Genomic DNA, 23,688 nt, shown 5'->3' with positions numbered 1-23,688 from the left:
TAAATCCTCTTTGTCTAGTAAATTTTTTTTATTTTTACCGGAAGTTGCGGTAAAAATCATTTTATTACAATAATAAGCAACGAAAAAAAGAGTGGATCACTCGATCTACTCTTTTCTGCACTACTTATTTATGATCCGTAGAAAATCCTGATAATTCTCTGCTTCTGTTAACTCATGAATAACCAATGGTGACTCACTAAGGGAAGCTATTTTTCCGATCACCGCGCGAATGTCTCCTTGATTTTCTTTTGAAATCGCTAGCAGGAATACTAATGAAACCCGTTCATCGCCCCACTCAATTGGCTCATTCATGATGGCTGCCGCTATTGCAGATCTTTGAACCGCAGACGGATTTCCATGCGGAATGGCCACTCCTCCGCCGATCGCTGTAGAAGATTTCCTTTCCCGATTCACAGCGCTATGGATAAACTCTTTCCTAACATAGCCTTTGTTTAAGAGAGTAGTGGCAAGCATTTCGACAACTTCATAACGGTGTCCCTTATCCAAATGAAAAAACACAAGGTCTTCCGTCAAGAATTGAGAAAAAGCATTTTGTTCTAGAAGGTCAGGCTTATTCTGCTTTACCTTCTTAACAAATTGACTTAATCTTTTCTTATCCTCCTGCCCAAATAGCGGTGAAATGACGATGTACTCTATATTGATTTCAAGAGGAACAGTTGAAATAATAAAATCAACGGGATGTTGCCTAGTATAAGCTGCTACTTCTGCTTTGCCGATACAGGCTACTATATCAATGTCCTGATATTGCTGTTCAATTTTTGCCTCTAGCAAATGAGACATGCCAATTCCCATATGACATACGATAAGTGCCTTTTTCTTTAGGTCTCTCTTCCCCTCCATCCGTTCAATCGAGGCTTGAAAATGAAGAACGATATAAGCTGCCTCATCTTCAGGGATTTCTAAATGGAAAGTACTTTTAATTTCTTCGAGCTGTAAAATAACCATATTAAACATATAGGGATACATTTTCTTAATATTAGATAGCAGCGGATTAAAGATCGGAAAACCGTACTTAATTCGATTGATAACGGAGAGCATATGGACAGCAAGGCCGTTTAGTAAAACCGAATCGGCTTCAAAATCAAATAAGGTCAGTTTTCCCATTTTCGCAATGAACACACGTAGGATCTCTGCAACCTCTTCATCATATTCCATAACCTGTTCAGATCCCTCATCTACTCGCTTGCTGCTAATAAGGTGCCAGGTAAAATAGATCCGCTCTGCCTCAGGAAACGTAAGCCGAAATATGGATTCCAGCTGATTAAAAAACCAAATTGCATACTGGTATTCCTTTCGACCAAGTGCCGCTTTCTTTTCAGACTCTTGGACAAATACGGAAGACCTTTGCCGGGTCCGTTTGATCATGATCAGAGCATGAACCAGCAGGCTCTCTAACGCATCATCTGGAAAAGTTATCGAAAACTTGTCCTGCAAATCCTCCAGCGCTTTCCTCACGGTTGTAATTTCATAAGGCAAAAATAGATCCAACACAAAATTTTTCCCGTTTGAAAGAGAGGGAATAAGCTCTGATAAGTGAGCCAACGCGCTCCGTTTTTGCAGCTCTGTTCCTTCAATCACACTTCCAAGCCGTGGTTTAGTGATCAGTTCAAGATTAAATACCTGAAGCCAGTTCGCAATGTCTTCCATGTCTTTTTTAATAGCCGCTTTGGGCATGTAGTAAGAATCGGAAAAATACTGCAAGGTTATAGCCTTATTACTAGTTAAGAGTTGATAGGTGATTTCAATCAGCCGCTCTTCATTTGATTTGGGTTCACTAGAAAGTAGACTTCGCAAAATGGCAGACCGTTCTCCCTCGCCAATTCCAATCATGATTCCAAAACCAGGCTTACGGGTCATTCTAGCGCTGGAATAATCAAGAAGAAACTCCTCTATCCGGTCTAAATCATTCCGTACTGTTTTCTCCGCACAATCAAGCCCCTCCGATAAATCCCTTATATGCAAGGCCCCTTCTTCATTCGTCAGCAATATTCTAAGTAATTCCTTTTGTCTATTATTCATTCTTGCACCTGCTCCAAATAACGATATAGTAAGTGTATCTTTCTTTTGACATCTATTCAATTGGAACAAGGCAAAGTAGTATCCGAATTACTTTAGAAGAATAATGATTTCAGTTGCTTTTTCTAACGAAGCACTCTGAAGCACACTAAAACATTTTCACCACATCTAACGATAATCTTCACTAAAGACTGTCCTCTCTCGCCTTTATGAAGTCTACATTTTCTTTTTCTATTTCATTTAAAGAGCCATCAAAGGTATGGTCTGGATGATACCATGATCTACCCGAAAAATATGTTTGTAAATCCTGTGATTTAAAGACATACCCATGACGCGCGTAGATCTCATTTCTCGCTAAACGCAGCTGCCCTTTTGTAAGATTAGCAATGTCTTCTTCACTCATCATCCTCTTATCACTAGCAGGCAAAATATGTTCTGAAGAGGAAAGATTTGAACTTTCTTGTTTTTTTTCTTCAGTTGAAGGTTGATCATGACTAGCTTGATCTATATTTTCTACATCTTTATCTTTTGATTGATCAATTGTTTTTGTAGCTGTTACATTCGATTTAGGTTCAGGCTTATAAAAATCTTTAACCATTAAGGTTACGCTTATGACAAGCAGCAAACCTATAATCGATCCGAGTCCAACTAATAATCTCGTTTTTGAACGATTTTTCTTTATTTCAATGCGCGTTTCTTGGACTGAGGGCATGTTCTTCTGATCTATTGCAACCCTCGAACCGCAGTATGGACAGAATCTACTAGATTCATTTAATTTTTCACCACAATTTGTGCATAAATCCATTTAAACACTCCCTTTCTATTAAATATCCCTTAGTAAAGGACATCCAAAATTCTATACTTGCAATCATACATATTATAGAACAAAAAGAAGGGGTAATTATTTCAAACAGATTATTCTGATATGACAGCAGCATTTCATTTCAAAGCTCCAAAATCTAAATCCGGGGAACTAAGATTTATTTAACGGTTTATCTATTCAATGGGCGAATTTCCAGGTTCAATGAGCGAATCTGGGGTCATAATGAGCGAATTTTGGGCTTTTATGAGCGAATCTTATGTTTCAATGGGCGAATTAATGAAACAACACTCTATTAGACCTGGGCGATTTCAATTCCGTTAAGGTAGTTGGGACACGCGTCCTTGTGAGAGTAGAACGTTGCCAGGCACATCTAAGACAACCTAAAAAAGGTTGTTTTTGTGTTATGAAGTGGAAATTGGTTAATGTTAAATAATTATGGGTTTTACATGCTTGTTTACGGTCCAATGTCTATCGTAAGCGCTCCGATGGACAAAACTCATGAGAAATCCGGAAAAATGTCTATCGTAAGCTCTTCGATGGACAAAACTCATGAGAAATCCAGAAAAATGTCTATCGTAAGGGTTCCGATGAACAAAACTCATAGGAAAACTGGAAAAATGTCTATCGTAAGCGCTCCGATGGACAAAACTCATGAGAAATCCAGAAAAATGTCTATCGTAAGGGTTCCGATGGACAAAACCCATAGGAAAACTGGAAAAATGTCTATCGTAAGGGTTCCGATGGACAAAACTCATGGGAAATCCAGAAAAATGTCTATCGTAAGGGTTCCGATGAACAAAACCCATAGGAAAACTGGAAAAATGTCTATCGTAAGCTCTCCGATGGACAAAACTCATGGGAAATCCGGAAAAATGTCTATCGTAAGCGCTCCGATGGACAAAACTCATGGGAAATCTGGAAAAATGTCTATCGTAAGCGCTCCGATGGACAAAACGTTTGGTTGAAACGGCTGCAAGTACTGATGGAAAATCATTTTACCTGCATAGGAAGCAAGAAGCTTGTCGAATCACGCTCGAAAATTCCGCAGGAAATAACCCACCTTTCTACAAAATCAGATGGGTTTCTCGCAAACTTCCATTATTCTATTAACATCCCGCCATTTCGAAACTAACCAAACGTTTGATTAAAAACAGCCTCGGGTCCTTCCATTCCTGGCTTTTCCCATGCAAATGCGTGAAAAGAATGTCGACAGTTGTCTTCTTACAACCTGCCTCTTTTAAAAAGAAACTTATACTATCGAAGCGTGACACCCAGAAGATTTTAGTATAGGATTATCAAAAAACAATTCTCGTTATCCTCCCACTTAGAAATAAAGGAGATTTTTTATATGGTCGATTTTGAATGGTATAGAAGCTTTATTTATATCTATAAATACAATTCGGTTTCGGAAGCAGCGAAAACGCGCATTATGACGCAACCAGCAATGAGTCAGCACTTGGCTTCATTAGAAGCAGAAGTTGGAGAGCCCTTATTTACTAGAACTTCTCGAAAAATGATTCCTACCGAAAGGGGAAAGGAATTATATTCACAAGTAGCACCTCTTATTGAGTCTTTAGAGGAGACTAGTTTACGTTTTCATTCTACTTCGTTACCTACTCTCTCCATTATCAGGATTGGGTCTGCCATTGAATATTATTACGAGAATATACTTCCACAACTTCCCGAATACAACACCTGTACCGTTTCTCACTTTGGAACGGCTGATCAATTGTTAGAACTATTAAAGGAAGACACCGTCGATATCCTGATTACTTCTCAAAAGTCACAAACGCCGGGCATTGAGTATATAAAATTATGTGATGAGGAATTTGTCATTGTTGCACCGAAACAAATGGAAATACCCCATCATGATGACCAGAAATGGAAAGAACAATGGCTTTTTTCTCAAAAATGGATTAGTTATGGACTGGATTTACCTATTATTCGAAGACTATGGCGAGAGCACTTTAAAAAAAGACCTTCCATAAAACCAACTCATGTCATTCCTAATTTACATCTTATTCTCAAGACAATCGAACAAGGCGCGGGACTTAGTTTAATTCCAACCTATATCTTAAGGAATTCCATGGATGAGGAAAAATCAAAAATCATTTTCGATGAACTCAAAGTAACGAACGAATTATATATTGCCTACAAAACCAAAAATAAACATCTCCCTGAAATATATCATATAAAGAAGTTATTTCTGGGTGAAAAATAACCATAAAAAGTCATTCAGTTTACTTCTGAATGATTTTTTTGTTATCACCCCATCTATAAATTTATTTATACATAACCCATAAAAACATAATTTGTTTTATAGATTCAACGGGATTAGAATAGCAAATGTAACAAAAATACTTTATGGAGGTCATCACTTATGTCTAGAAAGATTTTAATGGTTGTCACAAACCATAGAGAAATAAATGAAGAAAAGCAGACGGGAATTTGGTTATCCGAGTTTGCTGAAGCATATATCGAGTTCACAAAGAAAGGGTACGAAGTGACCGTGGCAAGTCCCCTTGGAGGAAAAAGTACAGTCGACCCGGGCAGTGTAGATGCAACGACACCGCAAGAGTTTTTAGATACAGCAAAGTATTTACAGGACACATTGAAACTGGATGAAATTTCTCACCAAAGTTTCGATGCTATTTTCCTGCCAGGAGGTCATGGAACTATGTTTGATCTTCCTGATCACAAAAAACTTCAAGAATTGTTACGTGACTTCTTTGAAGGAAACAAGATTGTCGCTGCTGTTTGTCATGGACCTGCCGGATTGGTTGGTGCGACATTATCGAATGGGCAGTCTCTTGTTGCTGGTAAACGAGTGAACGCCTTTACAGACCGAGAAGAGGCAGATACTGGCCTTGCCCAGCAACTTCCATTCCTTTTGGAAAGTAAACTTCGTGAATTAGGGGCTATTTTTGTGGCTGCTCCAAACTGGTCTACTCATTACGAAGTAGACGGGAATTTAATTACTGGGCAAAACCCGCAGTCTACATTAGCTGTAACAAAAGCAGTAATTGAAAAATTAGGTTAATAAATAGGGAGACTGATAGAGGAAATGTCAGTCTCCTTCTCTATTAGAAAAGGAGGGTTCCAAATGGGCTTAATGAACATTAGCCACAATACAACAAATGCTTCAACATCCAATAGCTCAACAGTAGCTCTATATGCCCTTACTCTAGGTGCATTTGCCATTGGTTTAACTGAGTTTATCATTATGGGATTACTCCCAGATGTGGCTTCTAGCCTGCACGTCTCCATCCCCATGGCTGGTATGCTTGTTACTGGATATGCGTTAGGAGTTGCAATCGGCGCTCCCATCATCACCGTAGCCACTCATAAAATGAAACGGAAGCAACTTTTACTTTTCCTTATGATCCTTTTCATTTCAGGGAACGCGTTAGCGGCTCTAGCACCTAATTATTCTATTTTAATGGTGGCGCGCATCTTGGCAGCATTAACCCACGGTTCTTTCTTTGGAGTAGGTTCAGTGATCGCCGCAGAACTGGTTCCGAAAGAAAAACGTGCAGGGGCGATAGCGATTATGTTTACCGGGTTAACGTTAGCCAATATTTTAGGCGTTCCCATTGGGACATTCCTAGGACAGGCATATGGCTGGCGATCAACATTTTGGTCGATTACCATCATTGGTATTATCGCTCTGGTTGGAATCGCTCTAATGGTACCAAAAGTGAAAATGTCCGCCTCTAGTTTACGCCAGGAGCTCGGGGTTTTACGGCGACCAACGGTTCATGTCGCACTCTTGATGACGGTATTTGGTTTTGGAGGAGTCTTTACTGCCTTTACGTACATCACTCCCATTTTGGTAGATATCACAGGATTCTCACCAAAATCGGTTTCATACATTCTCGTATTATTCGGTGTCGGTATTACTATCGGGAATATTTATGGAGGAAGATGGGCTGATAGAAAGTTACTGCCGTCACTAATTGGAATTCTTATCCTGTTAGCGATTGTCCTGGCTCTCTTCAGCCTAACCGATCAATCTAAACTATTGACGCTGGTAACAATATTTTTATTTGGGATTGCCGCATTTGGAACAGTTCCTGGATTGCAGCTGCACATGCTGAATACCGCTAAAGAGGCACCTACCTTAGCGTCTACATTAAACATCGCTGCCTTCAACCTTGGTAATGCGCTTGGTGCCTATATCGGGGGAGTCGTGATTGATATGGAAATCGGCGGCGGCCTTCCGGCTGTTCCGTGGGTGGCATCACTGGTAACAATTGTTGGGATCCTATTAACTATTTTGGGTGCTCGGCAACAAAAACCGAAGCAGTAGAAACTCCACGGGGACGGTTCTCATCTGAACCGTCCCCTGATCAACAAAAACTTTCGATTATTGTCACATCATAATTGTTCAGTGGGATGTTTTTTAACGTATACTTTTTAAAGGTATAGTGAATTCGGCAGCCTTTATGGAGGAGAGGTTAGAATATGCGAGTGGTAACAAAGATCAAATGTGACGAGGTCGAGATTATTAAAATCTACACAGGCAAGAGATTGACCATTACAGTAGAAATTTTCACCGTTCCGAACGGTTACAAAAGCTTTGCAACCAACTCCTTTCTATGCCATGAGTCTTTAACAGGAACCGGATTTCAAAAAAGTAAAAAAGAGAGTGCCAAACAAGCGGTCAAAGATTTACTTAAATCGATGAAAGCGTTTGCGGGATAACGCCCAAAACCATCAAAACTATGCTGGTCAACAGCGTGGTTTTTTTCTTTTTCTCAGATTAGGCATCTAACCATCACTATCCTCTTCCGTCACGTACCGACACACTTTCGACCAAATTCCAAATAGGCTATACTAATCAAACGTTTGATTGAAACAACTGCATGTACTGATGGATAAGAACTTCACCTAAAAAGAGAGCAAGAAGATTGTCGAGACTCGCTGGAAAATTCCGCAGGAAATAACCCATCTTTTTACAAAATCAGATGGGTTTCTCGCAAACTTCCATGATTCTATTAACCCCCTGCCTTTTCGCAACTAACCAAACGTTTGATTAAAAATTGGCTCAGCGCACTCCATTCCTAAGTTTATCCTTCTAAATACCCGAGAAGTATGTCGAGAGATGACATGATCAATGACCTTTTATCTGTTCCAACCAGGGCCTGTCTGCCATCACCCGAATCATTCCTCGAGCAATTTTCCTAACGGTCTAAATAGACGATCAATGAACTGAGTCGGACCTGGTAGATCTGGAAAAAAAACCAACAATTGAGCTAGGAGCAATCCTAAAAGAGAAAGGGTAACTAAGGCAGCTTTTTCCTTTTTCTGGTTTGGTTTCATTTTTGGCCATTCGAATAAAACGATCAGTATTACAATGATGCTATTCCCTGCGAACATGCCCCATTTCACTCATTCTCCACCTCTTCATTTGGAATTGCCGAGGGAGTGGTAACCATACCAGGTCTATGAACCCTCGCTCTGGTTTCAATCGTTACCTCAATATTTTGAAAAATATCGTCCCACTTGTTCTTGTGTTTTTCATAAATTTCAGGATAGGCACGATGAAAAGCATCTGCAAATCCAATAATATCGGCATTCATGTCATTTTGAACCAGGCTTAACGCCATTTCCACTCTCTGATCAATATTTTCTACCAAGTCTTTTTCTAGCGTCTTGATCACTTTAGGATTCAATACGTCTAATTTGGTAGCGTTTTGGATAATATCATCTTCAGTATTTATTTTCAATGTGATTTTCCATTTTCCATTTTTTATTTTCGGTACCAGCTTGGAGTGGCTGCTACGCAAATTCAACGATATGAAGCCTTGCGCATCCTTTGGTTTTAGCGTGACAACTGCTAATTTTATTTCGTTTCTTAGCCATAATACTCCTCTTGTCACTGACTCATCTAGATATCCAACCATTTTTCCTTCTTTTAACACGGCTGTACCAACAATATAGGCAATGGTTTGTTTTTTTCCCAAACCTGATTGAGGAGGCAATATTTTGATATAGGGCACAGCAGCAGCTTTTGAATCACTGATTAACATTTGAGCCAAATCCTTCACGGTTATATCCATTCCAATTTTCAAAACGGCTAATTCTCGGAGCACTTCCGATAAACTTCGTTCTAAAGGGGGCTCAAGGCTCAGAATTTTTTTTACTTTCTGCTGACTAATAAATACGTGGGAACGTTCACGAAGCTGTGGATGACGAAGGATAAAATCAAGATGCGGCCGTAAATCCTCATTAGATAATTCCTTATCGATGATAAACACATCATCGTGCCCCCAAAATAACTTGCGTGGGAATTCTTGCTGAAGCTTAGACATCGCGTCAGCAATTGTATTCCCTTCTGCTGATCGCACTAATTTTGTTGCTCTGCCGTCCCCACCGCTTTCCCCCATCTGCTGCCCGCCTGCTGATTTTGGAACAAAGACAAGAGCGGTTAACTCAATCGTCTTATCTGTTTTTTTATCGATACCAGCAGCAGTAATGATGGCCAAATCATTCACTTCTCTTCGATCCCAGCAACCAGCTAGAAAGAAAACAGTCAAAATTAAGGAGAATATAAAGATTATTCTTTTTCGATTCGATAAAAAGAAAGAAGAGTTCATTTTATTTCACCCTTATTCTGTTGTACTTTTTTTCTTAACATAGCGATAAGAAGCAAAACACATGGAATGCCTAGCTGCAGGGTTAAAAAGTAAAAAGGAGCTGACGTACTTAGAAAATGTTCTAGTTCTGGCAAATTGGGTGCTGTCCATAAACCAAAGATGACTAAAAGTAAGCCAATCGGCAATATGATTGGGCGATAATCGGAAAGATTAAGCCACTGGGCTGTTCCAAGAGCAAGGGCATAAAAGAATATGGTTATTTTCACAAATACACCAGTGACCCAGATGGCCATTACAATTGCCTCCAAATGTTCTAGAAAATCAGCAATACTGATGTAGCGGACGGCAACCATTACTGGATAAGTAAAAGTACCTGTAAGTCCTCCAAATAACATATACGTGGATATATTCGCTAGAACCAAAATAAACAAAATGCTGCATATTGAAATAAATCCCCACTTGAAGCCTTTTTGTCTGTCCTTCAAATATGGCAGCATAAAGGTAATGAGAAGAAATTCACTAAACCAACTTTGAGGAACGATAGAACCCATAAAGGAAGGCTTCATTCCATGCTCCATAATTGGTAGTATATTTTTAACTTCCAAGTCCTTCATAAGCATGAATGAAATTAATAGGTAGAGAATGATTACCACTGGTACAATGATTTGAGCAGCTCTAGCGATGACCTCGATTCCGCCGTATACGGCAAAGGCACTGACTAAAATCATAGCGGATATCACAATAATCATCGGAGTTTGCATAAGAAAAGTTCCGATAACAAACTCCCCATATTCTCGAATGATGATGCCATTGATATGCAAATAAAAAAATAGATAAAAAAACCCTAAGACCTTCCCTGGAATCTTGCCAAGGATATGACCGCTGTATTCAATGATGGTTTCTTTAGGGTATAAACGGTTTAAATGAAAGGCCACATAAACAACTATTAACCCAATGATGGATGCCCAAATAGGTGATATCCACAGATCTTGCTTTGCATGTCTCGCTGTAACTGCTGGAACTAATAGCAATGCGGTTGCCAAAATAGTTGGGTTCATGATAATGGCCATCTGAACAGCCGATATTTTCCCCTTTTCAATCATCTTTTTTCAACTCCTACTCGGTACCTTTCGTAGGATCCGGTTTTTGTCCGGAGGCCTGTCGATATTTGTTATAATTCCCGGTTAGGCGTGGTCGGGAAGTAAGTGACCACCATGGTGCCCTTATCAGTACATCTTTCAATTCTGGACCTTTCATCGGGCCTATTGGCGACAAATACGGCACACCAAAGGAACGCATCGTGCACAAATGAATAAGGATGACAATAATCCCAAGCATAATCCCGAGCAGACCTAATGTACCTGCTAACAACATGATGGGAAAGCGCAGCATTCTGATTGCGATCGCAGCATTATACCGAGGTATGGCAAAGGATGCGATTCCTGTAATCGCCACTACCATAACCATTGGTGCTGAAGCAAGTCCAGAAGAAACGGCTGCTTGTCCGATAACTAATGCACCAACGATGCTGACCGCTGATCCGACTTGTTTGGGTAGCCGAATTCCAGCTTCTCTAAGCACTTCGAAAGTGATTTCCATAATGAGCGCCTCGACAAGAGCAGGAAAAGGAATTTCTTCCCTGGTTTTTGCAATACTGAGCAGCAGATTAGTAGGGATCATCTCATGATGGTAGGTTAGAATCGCCACATATATAGAGGGCAGCAGTAATGCAATCATGACAAAGCTATATCGAAGCCATCGAATTAATGTCCCGATCATAAAACGCTGATAATAATCCTCTGGAGATTGAAGCAGGGAAAATAATGTCGTTGGAACAATCATGACAAAAGGAGTTCCATCTACTAAAATGACTGCTCGCCCTTCAAGGAGACTGGATGTTGCCACATCGGGTCGTTCTGTATTTAAGACTTGTGGAAAGGGAGAAAAAGGATGATCTTCAATAAATTCTTCGATATAAGCGCTTTCTAAAATACCGTCGATATCAATACGCTGTAGCCGGTTATTTATCTCCTCCACTAGGGTAGGATCGGCAATGCCCTCCATATAAGCAATCATGACTTGAGTCTGGGTGTGTCGGCCGATTTTCATGGAGGTGATTTTAAGACTGGGACTTTTAATTTTTCTTCTTAATAATGAAGTGTTAACCGTCAAAGTTTCAGTGAATCCTTCACGAGGACCACGAACGACGGCTTCGGACAGCGGTTCTTCAATCGATCGCTTCTCCCACTTAGCCAATCCCACAGAAACGCCAAAGGATTGTTGATCGATGAGAATCACAGGATTGCCTGATGAAATTTGCTCAATCACTTCAGAAAACGATCGGATCTCTTTTATATTAGAGACCGTTAAATTCTGTTCAAATATCGTATTCATATTCAAGTTATCAGCTGTTGTTTGCTGCATCAGCGGTGAAAGTACGCTTTTATCAATTTCTTCAGTATTAGATAGACCCTCAATATAAATAAGGACGGCTTTTGTTCTTCCGCCAATTAAAAACAAGCGAAAAAAGACATCGGGGCATTTAGTATAAATGGATTGGATAATATGTAAATTTGTCTCTAGACTCATCGTTAGAGAATCATGTTTTGAGTGAGACTGAGAATCCATTCCTTGATTTTGATCAGGACCATGAGACCTTCCTTTCTTCATCTTCTTTATTAACATTTTTTTATACAAATCCATGATCAATCTCCTATATAACAAAATCATTTTCAATAGGCATTATAATCATCATTTTTTTGACATTCATGCGAGTATTTGTTTGTAAATTGGAAAATCTTGTTTTCGCTTCTTTATTTTTCCCACCTTTAAACAAAGGATACTTAGTTTGGCGCATAAATAAAATTTGCTATATAAAATAAAAAATGAACAATTATAAAATGACTGATAGATCAGCATTTATTACAATTGTTCATTTTCTAGATTGAAGAAATCGGTCGCTTATCTATCGTTAAAATTAAAATACCATTGTAGCTGAAATCTGTGCCTTCCTATTTTCTGGTAGATAATTAAAAATTTTTTTAAACTATAATCCAAGTAATAGATTTTGAATTTAAAAAAGAGACAATCGCCCGAACGATTGTCTCTTTACTATTTTTAAGGATGAATCTTAATGATTTATCCTTATTAATTATTTATTAACAAGTACTTTTACACTTTGCTCGATCATGGAAAAGATGTTTTTATGGTTGTTTTTTGCAAATTCTACATATTCACTTGTAACATTTAGCAAGTCGTTACGACGCTCTCTTACATAGTGTACATAATTCTCACTATTTTCCACAAGGCTATTATCAAATCGATCCATTAGATCGAAGGATAATTTAATTGGAGTTAACGCTAGATTCTCTACACGATCAGATACATCTCGAAATTGGTCTGTAAGCTCTGAAAAATCAATCTGTAAGGCATCATTTTTTTTATTAAGGGCGCTTACACTATCAACGATTTCACTGTTAGTCTTTTTAGATTCTTGATAAAGATTTAAAAAAGAATTTCTAAAGTCTTTATTGAACTTAGTCGTTTCTTTTACAGTCTTTAGATAAGCTTCTTCTCCACTTTCTTGTAGTTCCTTTGCCCAATCTAACGATAGCTCGAATTGATTCCATAATGTGTCTACAAATGGCATGACTTGATATCCTTTTTCCTTAACTTCAGCAGCTTTCTTTGCTTGCTCACTTTTTTTTGTCGGTGTATTCATTTTCATTCCTCCTCTTGTCATTGGTGCCTTTCTCTATTGGATCCTTCCTTTTAATTGAAGGGATATAGAGCTCTAGTAAATTAGAATACATTGTGAAGAATTGATCTAACATTGATTGGTAGGTTTCTAATTGATTTGCATATCCCTTTAAGTATGTAACGCCTACCTCCGTGATTGTGTAACGTCTCTTTGCAGGACCATTTCCAGTAGTATCCCATTCAGATGAAACAAGGTTTTCCTTTTCAATCTGACGAAGGAGCCGATATAAGTTTCCTTGATCAATCGTATTAAACCCAAATGTTTCAAGCTTTTGAAATAGCTCGTATCCATGAAGTGACATTTTACTAAGATTTAATAATATAAAAGGCAGAACAAAACTCTTTGATGGTTGAATGGTTTGATTGGCGCTATCTTTTGCCATGGGATTATCTCCTTAGTTCTTCTATATGTGTAATTTACACCTACAGGAATATTATGTCAACCATTTTTATTATAAATTATTTATAATATTATTTATGTTATTACGTTGGAACAAGAGATGGCTATTACTGATTCAACTGATCAAGATTCGGATACACCTGGTTCTTCATTTATTATGAGCACACAGTCTCAATTCTTATTCATAATCCAGATTGGGCCGCCTTACATGAATGACTTCCCTCACTGGACTGCTGTGGCTAAATTTAGTCAAAACAGAAACACAAATAAAAAAGCAGCCAGTTTTCGTAGACCGCTTTTAAGCAAGAACACTAGCACCATTACGCATTTTAGTATTGCTCTAAAGGAACTTAAAGCAAATCAAAAAGGCTTCACGGGGAGCGAAACCTTTTTGTTAACAGAGATATTATTCTAATGTCTTGATTTAAATTAAATATTCTAACCTACTTTACTTTCTTCTATGGCATGTTGCTGTGATCCTTTTCATTAAATCTAACGAATAAACATGTCTATGCTCGGCGCATATATGCACGTACTGTGATAGGTGCAAAGATCAATACAATGACAGCAGCCCCAATGAGAGAGATGCCGAAATCCGTTCCAATGGTTCCAGAATTGGCAAGCTCTCTGACTGCTGTCACAAGATGGGAAACCGGGTTGAACTTCACGAACCACTGAAGCCAATTAGGCATGGTCTCAACTGGAACAAAAGCATTAGAAAGAAAAGTAAGTGGGAACAGCACTAGCATCGAGATTCCTTGTACGCTTGAAGCCGTACGTGCAATCACACCGAAGAAGGCAAAAATCCAGCTAATTGCCCAAGAGCACACAATCACAAGTAGTCCAGCGATTGCGACATAACCTAGACCTCCATCAGGTCTATACCCCATAACGTATCCCATAACAAAAGTAAGCACAGTGGCAATGGCATACCGAATGTTATCTGCCAACAATGCTCCTGCTAACGGAGCAATACGTGCAATCGGCAAAGACTTAAATCGATCAAACACGCCTTTATCCATGTCCTCACGCAGTTGGACCCCAGTGACAATGGAGGTTGAAATCACCGTTTGAACGAGGATACCTGGAATGATGACTGGTAAATAGTCCTGTACGTTCCCAGAGATTGCCCCGCCAAAAATGTAAGTAAACATCAGCGTGAAAATGATGGGCTGAAGTGTAACGTCAAACAATTGTTCTGGTGTGCGACGAATTTTCAACAAACCTCGATAGGCCATTGTAAACGAGTTACGTACTGTTTGACCGATGCTTGTGTTATTTTTTAATTGGCGATTAGAAACCAACTCATTTGTATTGTTTTTCATATGCCTACCTCCCCTACTTCTCCCGTTTCACCAGGCAATGTGTCCTCTACACCATGACCAGTAAGGTTTAAAAAAACTTCATCGAGTGTTGGTTTTTGCACACTCAACTCAGCCAATTGGATTCCTGACTCACGGAAGGCGATAAGTAAGTCAGTCACTTTGTTAGCATCCGCCATTGGTGCAATAATCTTCACACCTTCGGACGACACACTTGACTTAACTTTAAGTACCCGTTCAACCGTATGACGAGCGTTTTCCATATCTTTTGTATTTTTTATTCTCAATTGTAACGATGAGTTCCCAACTGACGCTTTCAATTCGTCCACAGTTCCCTCGGCAACAACTCTGCCACGATCGATAACCGCTATCCTATCAGCAAGTTCATCTGCCTCTTGTAAATACTGCGTTGTTAACAATACCGTTGATCCCATCTTTACCAATCGGCGGATGGTCTCCCACATTTGATTACGTGTTCGTGGATCCAGTCCAGTCGTCGGTTCATCCAAGAAGATAAGCGGTGGCTGTGTAATGAGACTTGCCGCTAAATCTAATCTGCGACGCATACCACCAGAGAAATTTTTCAAAGGACGTTTTGCAGCTTCTGTTAAACCAAATTCCTCTAACAACTCGTTTGCCTTACGTTTTGACTCTGCACGCCCTAGTCCTAACAGTCGAGAAAAGATGACCAAATTCTCCGTAGCACTAAGTGACTCGTCTACCGATGCGTACTGGCCAGTCACTCCAATTAGTTGACGTACAATCTGTGCTTCTTTCACTACATCGTGTCCAAAGATTTTTGCTGAACCCTCGTCTGATCGTAAAAGCGTGGCCAGCATTCTGATTGTGGTAGTTTTCCCTGCTCCATTGGGACCAAGCACACCGTAGATAGTACCGGCACGTACGTTCAAATCTACCCCATCAACAGCACGGTTGTCGCCAAACGTTTTAACAAGTCCACGTGCTTCAACAGCCCAATCTCCATTTTCCGGAAATGTTATCTTTTTATTTATATAATTCATTTCATTTCCTCCCCATATAACTGAATACATAAACAGAGTAGCAAACATTTGTGAATTGAAGATGAACTATTGAGAATTCCATCTAATCTGTACAATTGTCTTACCTCCTTTACCACAGGAAGGTAACCTAAACGAACGTCCAATAGCTCCACTGAAATTAGAAGATAATCACTTTAACGTTCCGATCAAACAGAACCAAGTTAAAACGGTATTATTTTAATTAATTGGAATTACCAACAAAAAGCCTAATCCTTAATTGATTAGGCTTTTTGTTATTATTTCAAAAAATTTAGGAACCGCTCTTACTCGGCCGACATAGCAAAATTTTTGGGCTGATAGGCATTATGAATGGCTCTATCGACCACCATGGCATTTTTCTTTCTATGGCGGGCTTTATGAGCTCTTTGTATCATTTTACAACCCCTCCACCTTCGTTTGCCTAGGTCCATAATTTGGTGTCAGCCATCACACCACATCAAGCATTTTGTATTGGGCTTTCACTAATTCATAATAAACTCCTTGTTTAGCCATCAGAGTGTCATGGTTTCCCTGCTCAAGAATATTTCCATGATCAAGCACCAAGATTTTATCTGCTTCCCTGATCGTCGATAACCTGTGCGCAATCATAATCGCTGTTCTTCCTTTTAATAACGTTCTTAATGCCTTTTGAATCTTGACCTCTGTTTCCGTGTCAATACTTGCGGTGGCTTCATCCAAAATGAGAATTTTCGGCCCAGCGAGAAGGGCTCTGGCGAATGAAAGTAGCTGGCGCTCACCCACAGACAAGATATTGCCCCGCTCTTCCACCTCCGTTTGATAGCCATTGGCAAGCTGGTTAATAAACGAATCAGCTCCTACTACCTTCGCTGCAGCCATCACTTCCTCGTCACTTGCTTTCGGATCTCCAAAACGGATATTTTCCAAAATCGTTCCTGAAAAGATAAACGTATCCTGCAGGACCACACCAATTTGCGAACGGAGACAAGCAACGGACAATTCGTGAACGGGATGGCCATCGATTTTTACAACACCTGACGTAGCATCATAAAAGCGGCTGACCAAGTTGGCAATGGTCGTCTTCCCGGAGCCCGTATGTCCAACAAGTGCGACCGTCTCCCCCGATTTTATGGAAAAAGAAATACCGTTTAACGCCTTCCGCGAGGCATCATAGGAAAACTCCACACCCTCAAAATCAATCTGCCCTTTAATAGAAGGGAGAACCAACGGGTTTGAAGCCTCCGCCACAATCGGCCTTTCATCTAAAAACTCAAAAATCCGCTCAGAAGAAGCCATCCCAATCAGCAGCTGATTATACAGCTGACCAAGACGTGAAATCGGCTCCCAGAACATCCCTAAATAAAAGGCAAAGGAGACAAATTCCCCAATCGTACTTTCACCGCCCGCGACAAGAAAAGCCCCGTACCAGATGAGAATGGCCGTCCCGATAGCATTGGTGATCTCGACAAACGGTCCAAACATGGCATTTTTATGGACAGCTTGTTTCCAAGTTTCAAAGTTTTCCTGGTTGACTCCCTTAAAAAATTGAATGTTTTCTTTTTCTTGGGTAAAGGCCTGTGTGACGCGAATTCCTTGAATACTTTCATTTAAATGGGAATTGAGCTTCGACTGGACGAGCCGAACCGATTGCCACTGCAGCCGGATTTTTTTTCGCAGGCTGGTGGAGATGAAAAACATAATCGGCAAAATCACCATAATCGCAACCGTTAATTTTGCATTCAAAGAAAATAAGATAATAATCGTCGCAAGCAATAGGAGAAAATCGGTTAATAGATTAATAACACCACTTGTAAACAACTCCTGCAATGAATTAATATCATTCATAATCCGTACAAGAATCGACCCGCCCGAACGCTGGTCGAAGAACCTGTGCGATAGGGACTGCACATGTGTAAACAAATGCTTCCGCAAATCATAAATGACATTTTGCCCAAGCTTGTTCATCCAACGGATTCTTAGCAAATTGACAAAATAGGATAAAACATACAGCCCTGAAATGATGAGAATCAGCTGGAGTAATAAGGTTGTATCTTTTTCAACAAGCGCCTTGTCAAGTGTATAGACGCCAATTAAAATCGGTATGATTAAACGGATGGATGTTGAAATGATCACAGCCATAAACGAAAGGGGCAGTAAATTTTTCGTATAGGGCTTTAAGTATTGCAGCAAGCGCCACATCTGATTCCATTTAAATGATTTATCAATCACTTCATCCTGAGAGTAATGAAACCGCTCGAGGATTAGTTGTTTCTTTCGTTTTTCCTCCATGTTTTCACTTACCCTCCCGTCTTTTGCATAATGGCTGCCTGATCTTGATATTGAATGTTGTAGATGCGCCGGTACGCTCCATCATGGGCAAGCAGCTGTTCGTGTGTACCACGTTCGATGATTCTTCCCTGATCCAGCACCAATATTTCATCGGCATGCTTTAGTGATGAAATACGATGGGCAATAATAAGCGTCGTTCTTCCCTTCATGACCTCGCGGAGGGCCTTCTGAATTTGAAATTCAGTTTCCATATCGACCGCACTTGTTGAATCATCTAAAATGAGAATCGCAGGATTCATACAGATGGCTCGTGCAATCGCAATCCGTTGTTTTTGCCCCCCGGAGAGCCCCATCCCCCGTTCTCCCAGCTTCGTGTCATATCCTTCAGGCAGCTCCATAATAAAATCATGGGCCTGCGCCCGTTTGGCCGCATCGATAATTTCCTCCATCTCCGCATCCGGCCTTCCGTAAGCGATATTTGCCTTGATGGTGGATGAAAACAGAAAGGTTTCCTGTAATACAACGCCAATTTGCGAACGCAGCATTTTCAACCCATATTCCTGAATAGGACGATCATCAATCCGAATTTCACCTGCAGTCGGTTCATAAAAGCGGGACAGAAGCTGAATGATGCTTGTTTTCCCGGAGCCTGTTGCGCCAATAAGCCCAATTGTTGTCCCTGGAAGCGCGGAAAAAGTAATCTCCTTGAGCGCTGCTGCCTCTTTCGTTTGATAGTGGAACGTGACCTGATTGAAGGCCACCTTGCCTTCCATTCTGCCGGTACTCCTGATGTCATCGCCGTCAATAATCGTTTCATCCGCTTCCAATACTTCCAGAAGTCTCTCGCCGGAAGCTTTTGCCTGGGAGAACATATTGATGGTGAATCCCAAGTTCATAATCGGCCAAATAATATACCAAACAAGACTGTAAAAAGCGACAAGCTCCCCAGGCTTTAAGGCCCCATTGATCACTTGAAATCCTCCATACGCCAGTAGCGTGACAACGGAAATATTGCCGATCAGCTCCATCAGCGGGAAATATTTCGACCATACCCCCGACGTATACAGCTGTTTGGTCCTGTACTCTTGATTGGAGGAGTTAAAGCGCTTCATTTCCTCCTTTTCTTTGGACAGAGCTTTAACTGTATGGATCCCGTTAATATTTTCCTGCACCATTGTATTTAAGCGGCCGAACGATTCGCGAATCCCGCGGAATGCCGGATGGACGGCTTTGTCGAACTTATAAACCACCACACTTAAAAAAGGCAGCGACATCATCGTGACCAGAGTCAGGGAGACGGAATAATAGAACATCACACAAAGACTGGTGCCCACGACAATAATAAAGCGAAGGACCTCGCAAAAACCGAAGGATACAAAAAAACGAAACCCTTCCACATCCGCGGTTAAACGAGACATTAAATCCCCTGTCTTTGCGTTATCATAATAGCTGAACGATAACCGCTGCAGTTTTTCATATAAGGCATTTCTAAGCATAAACACGGATTTAATGCCGAACATATCCGCCAAATAATGCTGGATGAAAGTAGAGAAGGCTTTTACCGCCATAAGCGCGATAAACCCCAGGGCAATCCATGGCACCCAGTCATATTGCCGGCCAAGCACAACATCATCAATGGTTACCTGCAAAATGACCGGATAGATGACTGTAATGGCTGCGACAATCAGCATAAAGAGCAGCGACCAGATGAAATCCCTTTTAAAAGGAAGATAAAACGACTTTAACTTTTTAAAAACGAACATTTTTTCCTCCTTATGAAACCTATAAATTTACATGCTTTACATATATATAAGTCTAAGTTAGAAATATTTCGAAAATCTTTAAATTAGGTTGTCTAAATTTTTCTTGAAAAATGGTGAACGAAGCTTATAGGTACCACCAGCGAGTTACCACCGTTAACCAATAGCACCTTTACAAATGGCTCACTATGTAATGCATCAAAAGATTATTTGATTGATAAACTCCACCTCCTTTAATAAACATAGTTTCACTTAATGCCATAAACTGGCACCAATGTAAGCCTTTCCACTATTTTAGCAGTACTATCCCTTCCGTCCTATTGGTAAAAACATAGTTTCATTGGTTAAAATAAAGAACACTGTTGATCAAAAACAGAATCAAAAAAACGTACCACACTACGAAGTGGTACGCTTTTCTATTAATAGTCTTTGTTGCTCTCAATCAATGACTGATGGGCCAGCAAAAGCGCCCCTGTAATCCCTGCATCATTGCCTAAACCAGGGGTTACAATATATTCTGAAAGCTCCGGCAATGAAACATAATCACGCAGAAACTCCTCTAAATACTGATAGATAAAAGGGAAAACTTGTTTTTGGTTCATGACGCCGCCGCCAAGGATAATCTTTTTCGGAGAAAGAATCAGAATATATTGCATCAGGGCCTGGGCGATATAGTATCCTTCCAATTCCCATACTTCCTTCCGGCCCGCCAAGTGGATTGATTTTTCACCCCAGCGTTCTTCAATGGCAGGGCCGGCCGCCAGTCCTTCCAGGCAATCACCGTGGTACGGGCACCTCCCTTGATATGGATCCTCCGGATGACGTTTGACCAAAATATGCCCCATTTCCGGATGAGAATACCCTTGAAGCAGCTGTCCCTGAACAAGCGCTCCTGCGCCAATTCCTGTTCCCACAGTAATATATAAGCAACTGTCCAGTCCTTCGGCTGCACCAAAGGTCGCCTCTCCTAAAGCCGCCGCATTTACATCGGTATGAAAGCCGATTGGAACATCAAATGCTTCCTGAACCGTTTGCACGAACGGATAATCCTTCCACCCTGGTTTTGGTGTCGACGTAATATGTCCGTAAGTGGGACTTTCCCGGTTGACATCAATGGGACCAAACGAGCCAATCCCGATTGCCTCCACTGGATATCGTTTAAAAAAGTCGATTACTTTTGGAATGGTTTCTTCCGGGGTAGTAGTGGGGATTTGAATCCGGTCCGCCATCTTTCCCTTTTCGTCTCCGACGGCACAAACAAATTTTGTCCCTCCCGCTTCAATCGCACCCAGCATTCGCAACTCCTCCTAATCTATTATTCTTCAAACCGGCCTTTGTCATTCAGGAAATGAAACAATGCCCCGATTAAGTTGGCATCATTACCAAATTGACATGCTTCCACTTCAATATGTAACGTGGAAATATCATTTCTTAGCCCCTTTAATTCACGATTGATCCCAGCAATCACTTCCTGCCGTTTGCTAATTCCGCCGCCAATGAGGATTTTTTGCGGGTCTAGGGCATATTTTAAATTATAGATACCGATTGCAAGCCTCTGATAAAACTCGGAAAGACATTCTTGGGCAATCGGGTCACCTTCTTCGGCCAAACGAAATACCTCTTCTCCGTTCAGCTCCCCTTTTTCAAGCGAATTTCTCTTTTTCACTTCCTCCACAAGGGCATTGGTGGAAGCCACAAGGCTCCAGGTTGCTTGAAGCGGATTTTGGAAGGGTGCTCCCATAATCATGTAACCGAACTCCCCTCCGTGAAGCGAAGCCCCGCGTAAAATCGATTGGTTCATGACAATACTGCCGCCAATTCCTGTTCCTATCACAATACAAATATAGTAATCCGTTCCTTTGGCCGCACCTAACCAGCCTTCCGCCAAGGCAGCACAATTTGCATCATTTTCAATCGCTGCCTGAAGTCCCGTCCGTTCCGTTATGAGGCCAGCCATGTTCACCCCATGTATATAGGGAATCGCACTGGCCCCGCCAATAAAGCCTGTTTTTACATCTACAGCTCCCGGAGAACTTACCGCAATTCCTTGAAGATCAAAATCAGCCGAATATTTTTCTACTATTCTTTGTAAAGTCAGCAGGAAACTCTCCAATCCATCTTTGGGCGTTGCCAGCTTTCCGCTTATCAGTTTCTTGGCCGTTTCATCCATAACCGAATATTTAATAGATGTGCCGCCAATATCGAATACCATGTAGGCTTTCATTGGAATCCCCCTACTATTAGAATTTTGGCTCCACCAGGCTTAAAATCCATTGTTCTCTGCCAGCAGCTTATACCATCTGCCCGATTTCTTAATGGTGCGTTTTAAACCATTCTTCAAATCTACTTCTACCAATCCGTAGCGGTTCTTATAGGCATTTGTCCAAGACCAGTTATCCATGAATGTCCAGATATGGTATCCCAGGCAATTGGCCCCTTCCTGAATTCCTTTATGTACCCATTTTAAGTGTTCTTTCACAAACTCAATCCGGTAATCATCCTCAATAAATCCTTCTTCGTTGCGAAACTTCTCCTCGCCTTCAACCCCCATGCCATTCTCGGAGATGAAGAAGGGAATATTGCCATAATGGTCACGAAGATCGATCATAATGTCATAGATGACTTCCTCGCAAATCTCCCAGCCGCGGTGCGGATTGATTTTCCGCCCTGGCATGATATACGGATCAAATAGATGTTCCGGCATAAACGGAGCATTCTCCGGTTCCGGCTTCTCCTTGGCTTTTACGCGGCGCGGCTGGTAGTAGTTCACACCTAAAATATCAATCCGATTATCTCTTATCACTTCCAAATCACTGACCTCCACAGTTGGAAGCAGGTCTCTTTCTTTTAAAATATCAACCAAGTCACGCGGATACTCCCCTTTTGTGACTGGATCGAGAAAACTGCGGTTAAAGAATAGATCCGAAATATGGGCTGCGGTCTCATCCTCCGCATCCTTGCTTCTTGGATAAGTTGGGGTTAAGTTTAGGATGATGCCGATTTTGCCATCCACATTCAATTTCTTAAAGGACTCTACCGCCCTTGCATGGGCCACAATCGTATGGTGGGCAACAACGGCAGCCCGTTTGAAATCTGTTACATTAGGATAATGCCAATTATATAAATAGCCCGCCTCGACAGGAACAATCGGTTCGTTAAAGGTAAACCAATATTTCACACGGTCGCTAAATAATCGAAAGCAGGTTTCGGCATACTTCACATAGGCATCGATGACTTCCCGGCTTTCCCATCCGCCTTTTTCCTGCATGCACATAGGCATATCAAAATGGTATAAATTCATAAATGGTTCGATGTCATTAGCAATCAGTTCATCGATGACCTGGTTGTAAAAGGCAACAGCCTTCTCATTTACTTCTCCTGCTCCATCTGGAATCAAACGTGACCATTGAATCGAGGTGCGGAAGGAGTTATGGCCTGTCTCTTTCATCAGCTGGATATCTTGTTTATACCGATGATAGAAATCGGATGTATGTTCCGGTCCTACTCCATTATGAAAACATTCCGGCTCAATACTGTTCCAGTAATCCCAAACGCTTGGTTTTCTTCCATCTAAATGGGCTGCGCCTTCTGTTTGCGGGCCTGATGCGGCACTTCCCCACCAAAAGTTTTTTGGAAAACGATAGGCAAGGTTATTTTCTTGCAGCTTAATGTCCATTGAT

21 protein-coding genes are annotated in these 23,688 nt (G+C 40.9%); 6 read left to right on the top strand and 15 right to left on the bottom strand.

Going from position 1 to position 23,688, the window contains the following annotated elements; all coding sequences use genetic code 11:
* Positions 1-120 precede the first annotated feature (120 nt).
* Positions 121-2,040: a BglG family transcription antiterminator gene (locus KW850_RS20590; RefSeq protein ID WP_218349632.1), complete on the bottom strand. Its 1,920-nt coding sequence runs from the start codon at positions 2,038-2,040 to the stop codon at positions 121-123.
* Between the two features lie 181 nt (positions 2,041-2,221).
* Complete coding sequence (locus tag KW850_RS20585) at positions 2,222-2,842, bottom strand: YARHG domain-containing protein (protein WP_218349631.1); 621 nt, start codon at positions 2,840-2,842, stop codon at positions 2,222-2,224.
* Between the two features lie 440 nt (positions 2,843-3,282).
* On the opposite strand from KW850_RS20585, the gene KW850_RS20580 reads away from it, so the two are divergent.
* The 5 genes from KW850_RS20580 to KW850_RS20560 all read left to right on the top strand — a co-directional run bounded on the left by KW850_RS20580 (position 3,283) and on the right by KW850_RS20560 (position 7,564).
* Entirely contained in the window at positions 3,283-3,825 is a 543-nt protein-coding gene (locus KW850_RS20580) for a hypothetical protein (RefSeq protein ID WP_218349630.1), read from the top strand.
* Positions 3,826-4,208: 383 nt separating this feature from the next.
* Positions 4,209-5,081, top strand: coding sequence for a LysR family transcriptional regulator (locus KW850_RS20575; RefSeq protein WP_218349629.1), 873 nt, complete (start codon positions 4,209-4,211; stop codon positions 5,079-5,081).
* Positions 5,082-5,240: 159 nt separating this feature from the next.
* A complete protein-coding gene (locus tag KW850_RS20570; RefSeq protein WP_218349628.1) occupies positions 5,241-5,900 on the top strand; it encodes a type 1 glutamine amidotransferase domain-containing protein in 660 nt (219 codons plus the stop codon).
* 63 nt (positions 5,901-5,963) lie between these two features.
* Entirely contained in the window at positions 5,964-7,169 is a 1,206-nt protein-coding gene (locus tag KW850_RS20565) for an MFS transporter (RefSeq protein WP_218349627.1), read from the top strand.
* A 155-nt stretch (positions 7,170-7,324) separates the two neighbouring features.
* Positions 7,325-7,564, top strand: coding sequence for a hypothetical protein (locus tag KW850_RS20560; protein ID WP_218349626.1), 240 nt, complete (start codon positions 7,325-7,327; stop codon positions 7,562-7,564).
* A gap of 459 nt (positions 7,565-8,023) precedes the next feature.
* On the opposite strand, the gene KW850_RS20555 is transcribed toward KW850_RS20560, so the two are convergent.
* The 6 genes from KW850_RS20555 to phaQ form a co-directional block, all read right to left on the bottom strand.
* The gene (locus tag KW850_RS20555) at positions 8,024-8,251 is read right to left on the bottom strand and encodes a hypothetical protein (protein ID WP_308128831.1); all 228 of its coding nucleotides are present in this window, start codon (positions 8,249-8,251) and stop codon (positions 8,024-8,026) included.
* Positions 8,248-9,459 carry a Ger(x)C family spore germination protein gene (locus KW850_RS20550; RefSeq protein WP_218349625.1) on the bottom strand — a complete coding sequence of 404 codons (1,212 nt, stop codon included), beginning with the start codon at positions 9,457-9,459 and terminating at the stop codon, positions 8,248-8,250. Before KW850_RS20550 ends, KW850_RS20555 begins: the two co-directional genes overlap by 4 nt.
* Complete coding sequence (locus tag KW850_RS20545; RefSeq protein WP_218349624.1) at positions 9,456-10,562, bottom strand: GerAB/ArcD/ProY family transporter; 1,107 nt, start codon at positions 10,560-10,562, stop codon at positions 9,456-9,458. The genes KW850_RS20550 and KW850_RS20545 overlap by 4 nt, the downstream gene beginning before the upstream one ends.
* Before the next feature lie 13 nt (positions 10,563-10,575).
* The gene (locus KW850_RS20540) at positions 10,576-12,162 is read right to left on the bottom strand and encodes a spore germination protein (RefSeq protein ID WP_374226372.1); all 1,587 of its coding nucleotides are present in this window, start codon (positions 12,160-12,162) and stop codon (positions 10,576-10,578) included.
* Between the two features lie 448 nt (positions 12,163-12,610).
* A complete protein-coding gene (locus KW850_RS20535; RefSeq protein ID WP_218349623.1) occupies positions 12,611-13,180 on the bottom strand; it encodes a hypothetical protein in 570 nt (189 codons plus the stop codon).
* Entirely contained in the window at positions 13,155-13,601 is a 447-nt protein-coding gene (gene phaQ, locus KW850_RS20530) for a poly-beta-hydroxybutyrate-responsive repressor (protein WP_218349622.1), read from the bottom strand. Before phaQ ends, KW850_RS20535 begins: the two co-directional genes overlap by 26 nt.
* A gap of 117 nt (positions 13,602-13,718) precedes the next feature.
* On the opposite strand from phaQ, the gene KW850_RS20525 reads away from it, so the two are divergent.
* Positions 13,719-14,033, top strand: coding sequence for a hypothetical protein (locus tag KW850_RS20525; RefSeq protein ID WP_218349621.1), 315 nt, complete (start codon positions 13,719-13,721; stop codon positions 14,031-14,033).
* Between the two features lie 94 nt (positions 14,034-14,127).
* Here the strand turns inward: KW850_RS20525 and KW850_RS20520 are convergent, their stop codons facing one another.
* From KW850_RS20520 to KW850_RS20490, 7 genes are all read right to left on the bottom strand, one after another.
* Positions 14,128-14,943: an ABC transporter permease gene (locus KW850_RS20520; RefSeq protein WP_218349620.1), complete on the bottom strand. Its 816-nt coding sequence runs from the start codon at positions 14,941-14,943 to the stop codon at positions 14,128-14,130.
* Complete coding sequence (locus KW850_RS20515; protein ID WP_218349619.1) at positions 14,940-15,962, bottom strand: ATP-binding cassette domain-containing protein; 1,023 nt, start codon at positions 15,960-15,962, stop codon at positions 14,940-14,942. The genes KW850_RS20520 and KW850_RS20515 overlap by 4 nt, the downstream gene beginning before the upstream one ends.
* 465 nt (positions 15,963-16,427) lie before the next feature.
* Positions 16,428-18,248 carry an ABC transporter ATP-binding protein gene (locus KW850_RS20510; RefSeq protein WP_218349618.1) on the bottom strand — a complete coding sequence of 607 codons (1,821 nt, stop codon included), beginning with the start codon at positions 18,246-18,248 and terminating at the stop codon, positions 16,428-16,430.
* A gap of 8 nt (positions 18,249-18,256) precedes the next feature.
* Positions 18,257-20,011: an ABC transporter ATP-binding protein gene (locus tag KW850_RS20505; protein ID WP_218349617.1), complete on the bottom strand. Its 1,755-nt coding sequence runs from the start codon at positions 20,009-20,011 to the stop codon at positions 18,257-18,259.
* Between the two features lie 416 nt (positions 20,012-20,427).
* Positions 20,428-21,303 (bottom strand): ROK family protein, encoded by an 876-nt coding sequence (locus KW850_RS20500; protein WP_218349616.1) that lies wholly within the window; start codon positions 21,301-21,303, stop codon positions 20,428-20,430.
* A gap of 20 nt (positions 21,304-21,323) precedes the next feature.
* Complete coding sequence (locus KW850_RS20495) at positions 21,324-22,232, bottom strand: ROK family protein (protein ID WP_218349615.1); 909 nt, start codon at positions 22,230-22,232, stop codon at positions 21,324-21,326.
* A gap of 39 nt (positions 22,233-22,271) precedes the next feature.
* Positions 22,272-23,684 carry a glycoside hydrolase family 1 protein gene (locus tag KW850_RS20490; protein ID WP_218349614.1) on the bottom strand — a complete coding sequence of 471 codons (1,413 nt, stop codon included), beginning with the start codon at positions 23,682-23,684 and terminating at the stop codon, positions 22,272-22,274.
* Positions 23,685-23,688: the final 4 nt, after the last annotated feature.

The sequence above is a fragment of the Bacillus sp. sid0103 genome (assembly GCF_019219025.1).
This window is presented reverse-complemented; position numbering and strand designations above follow the sequence as displayed.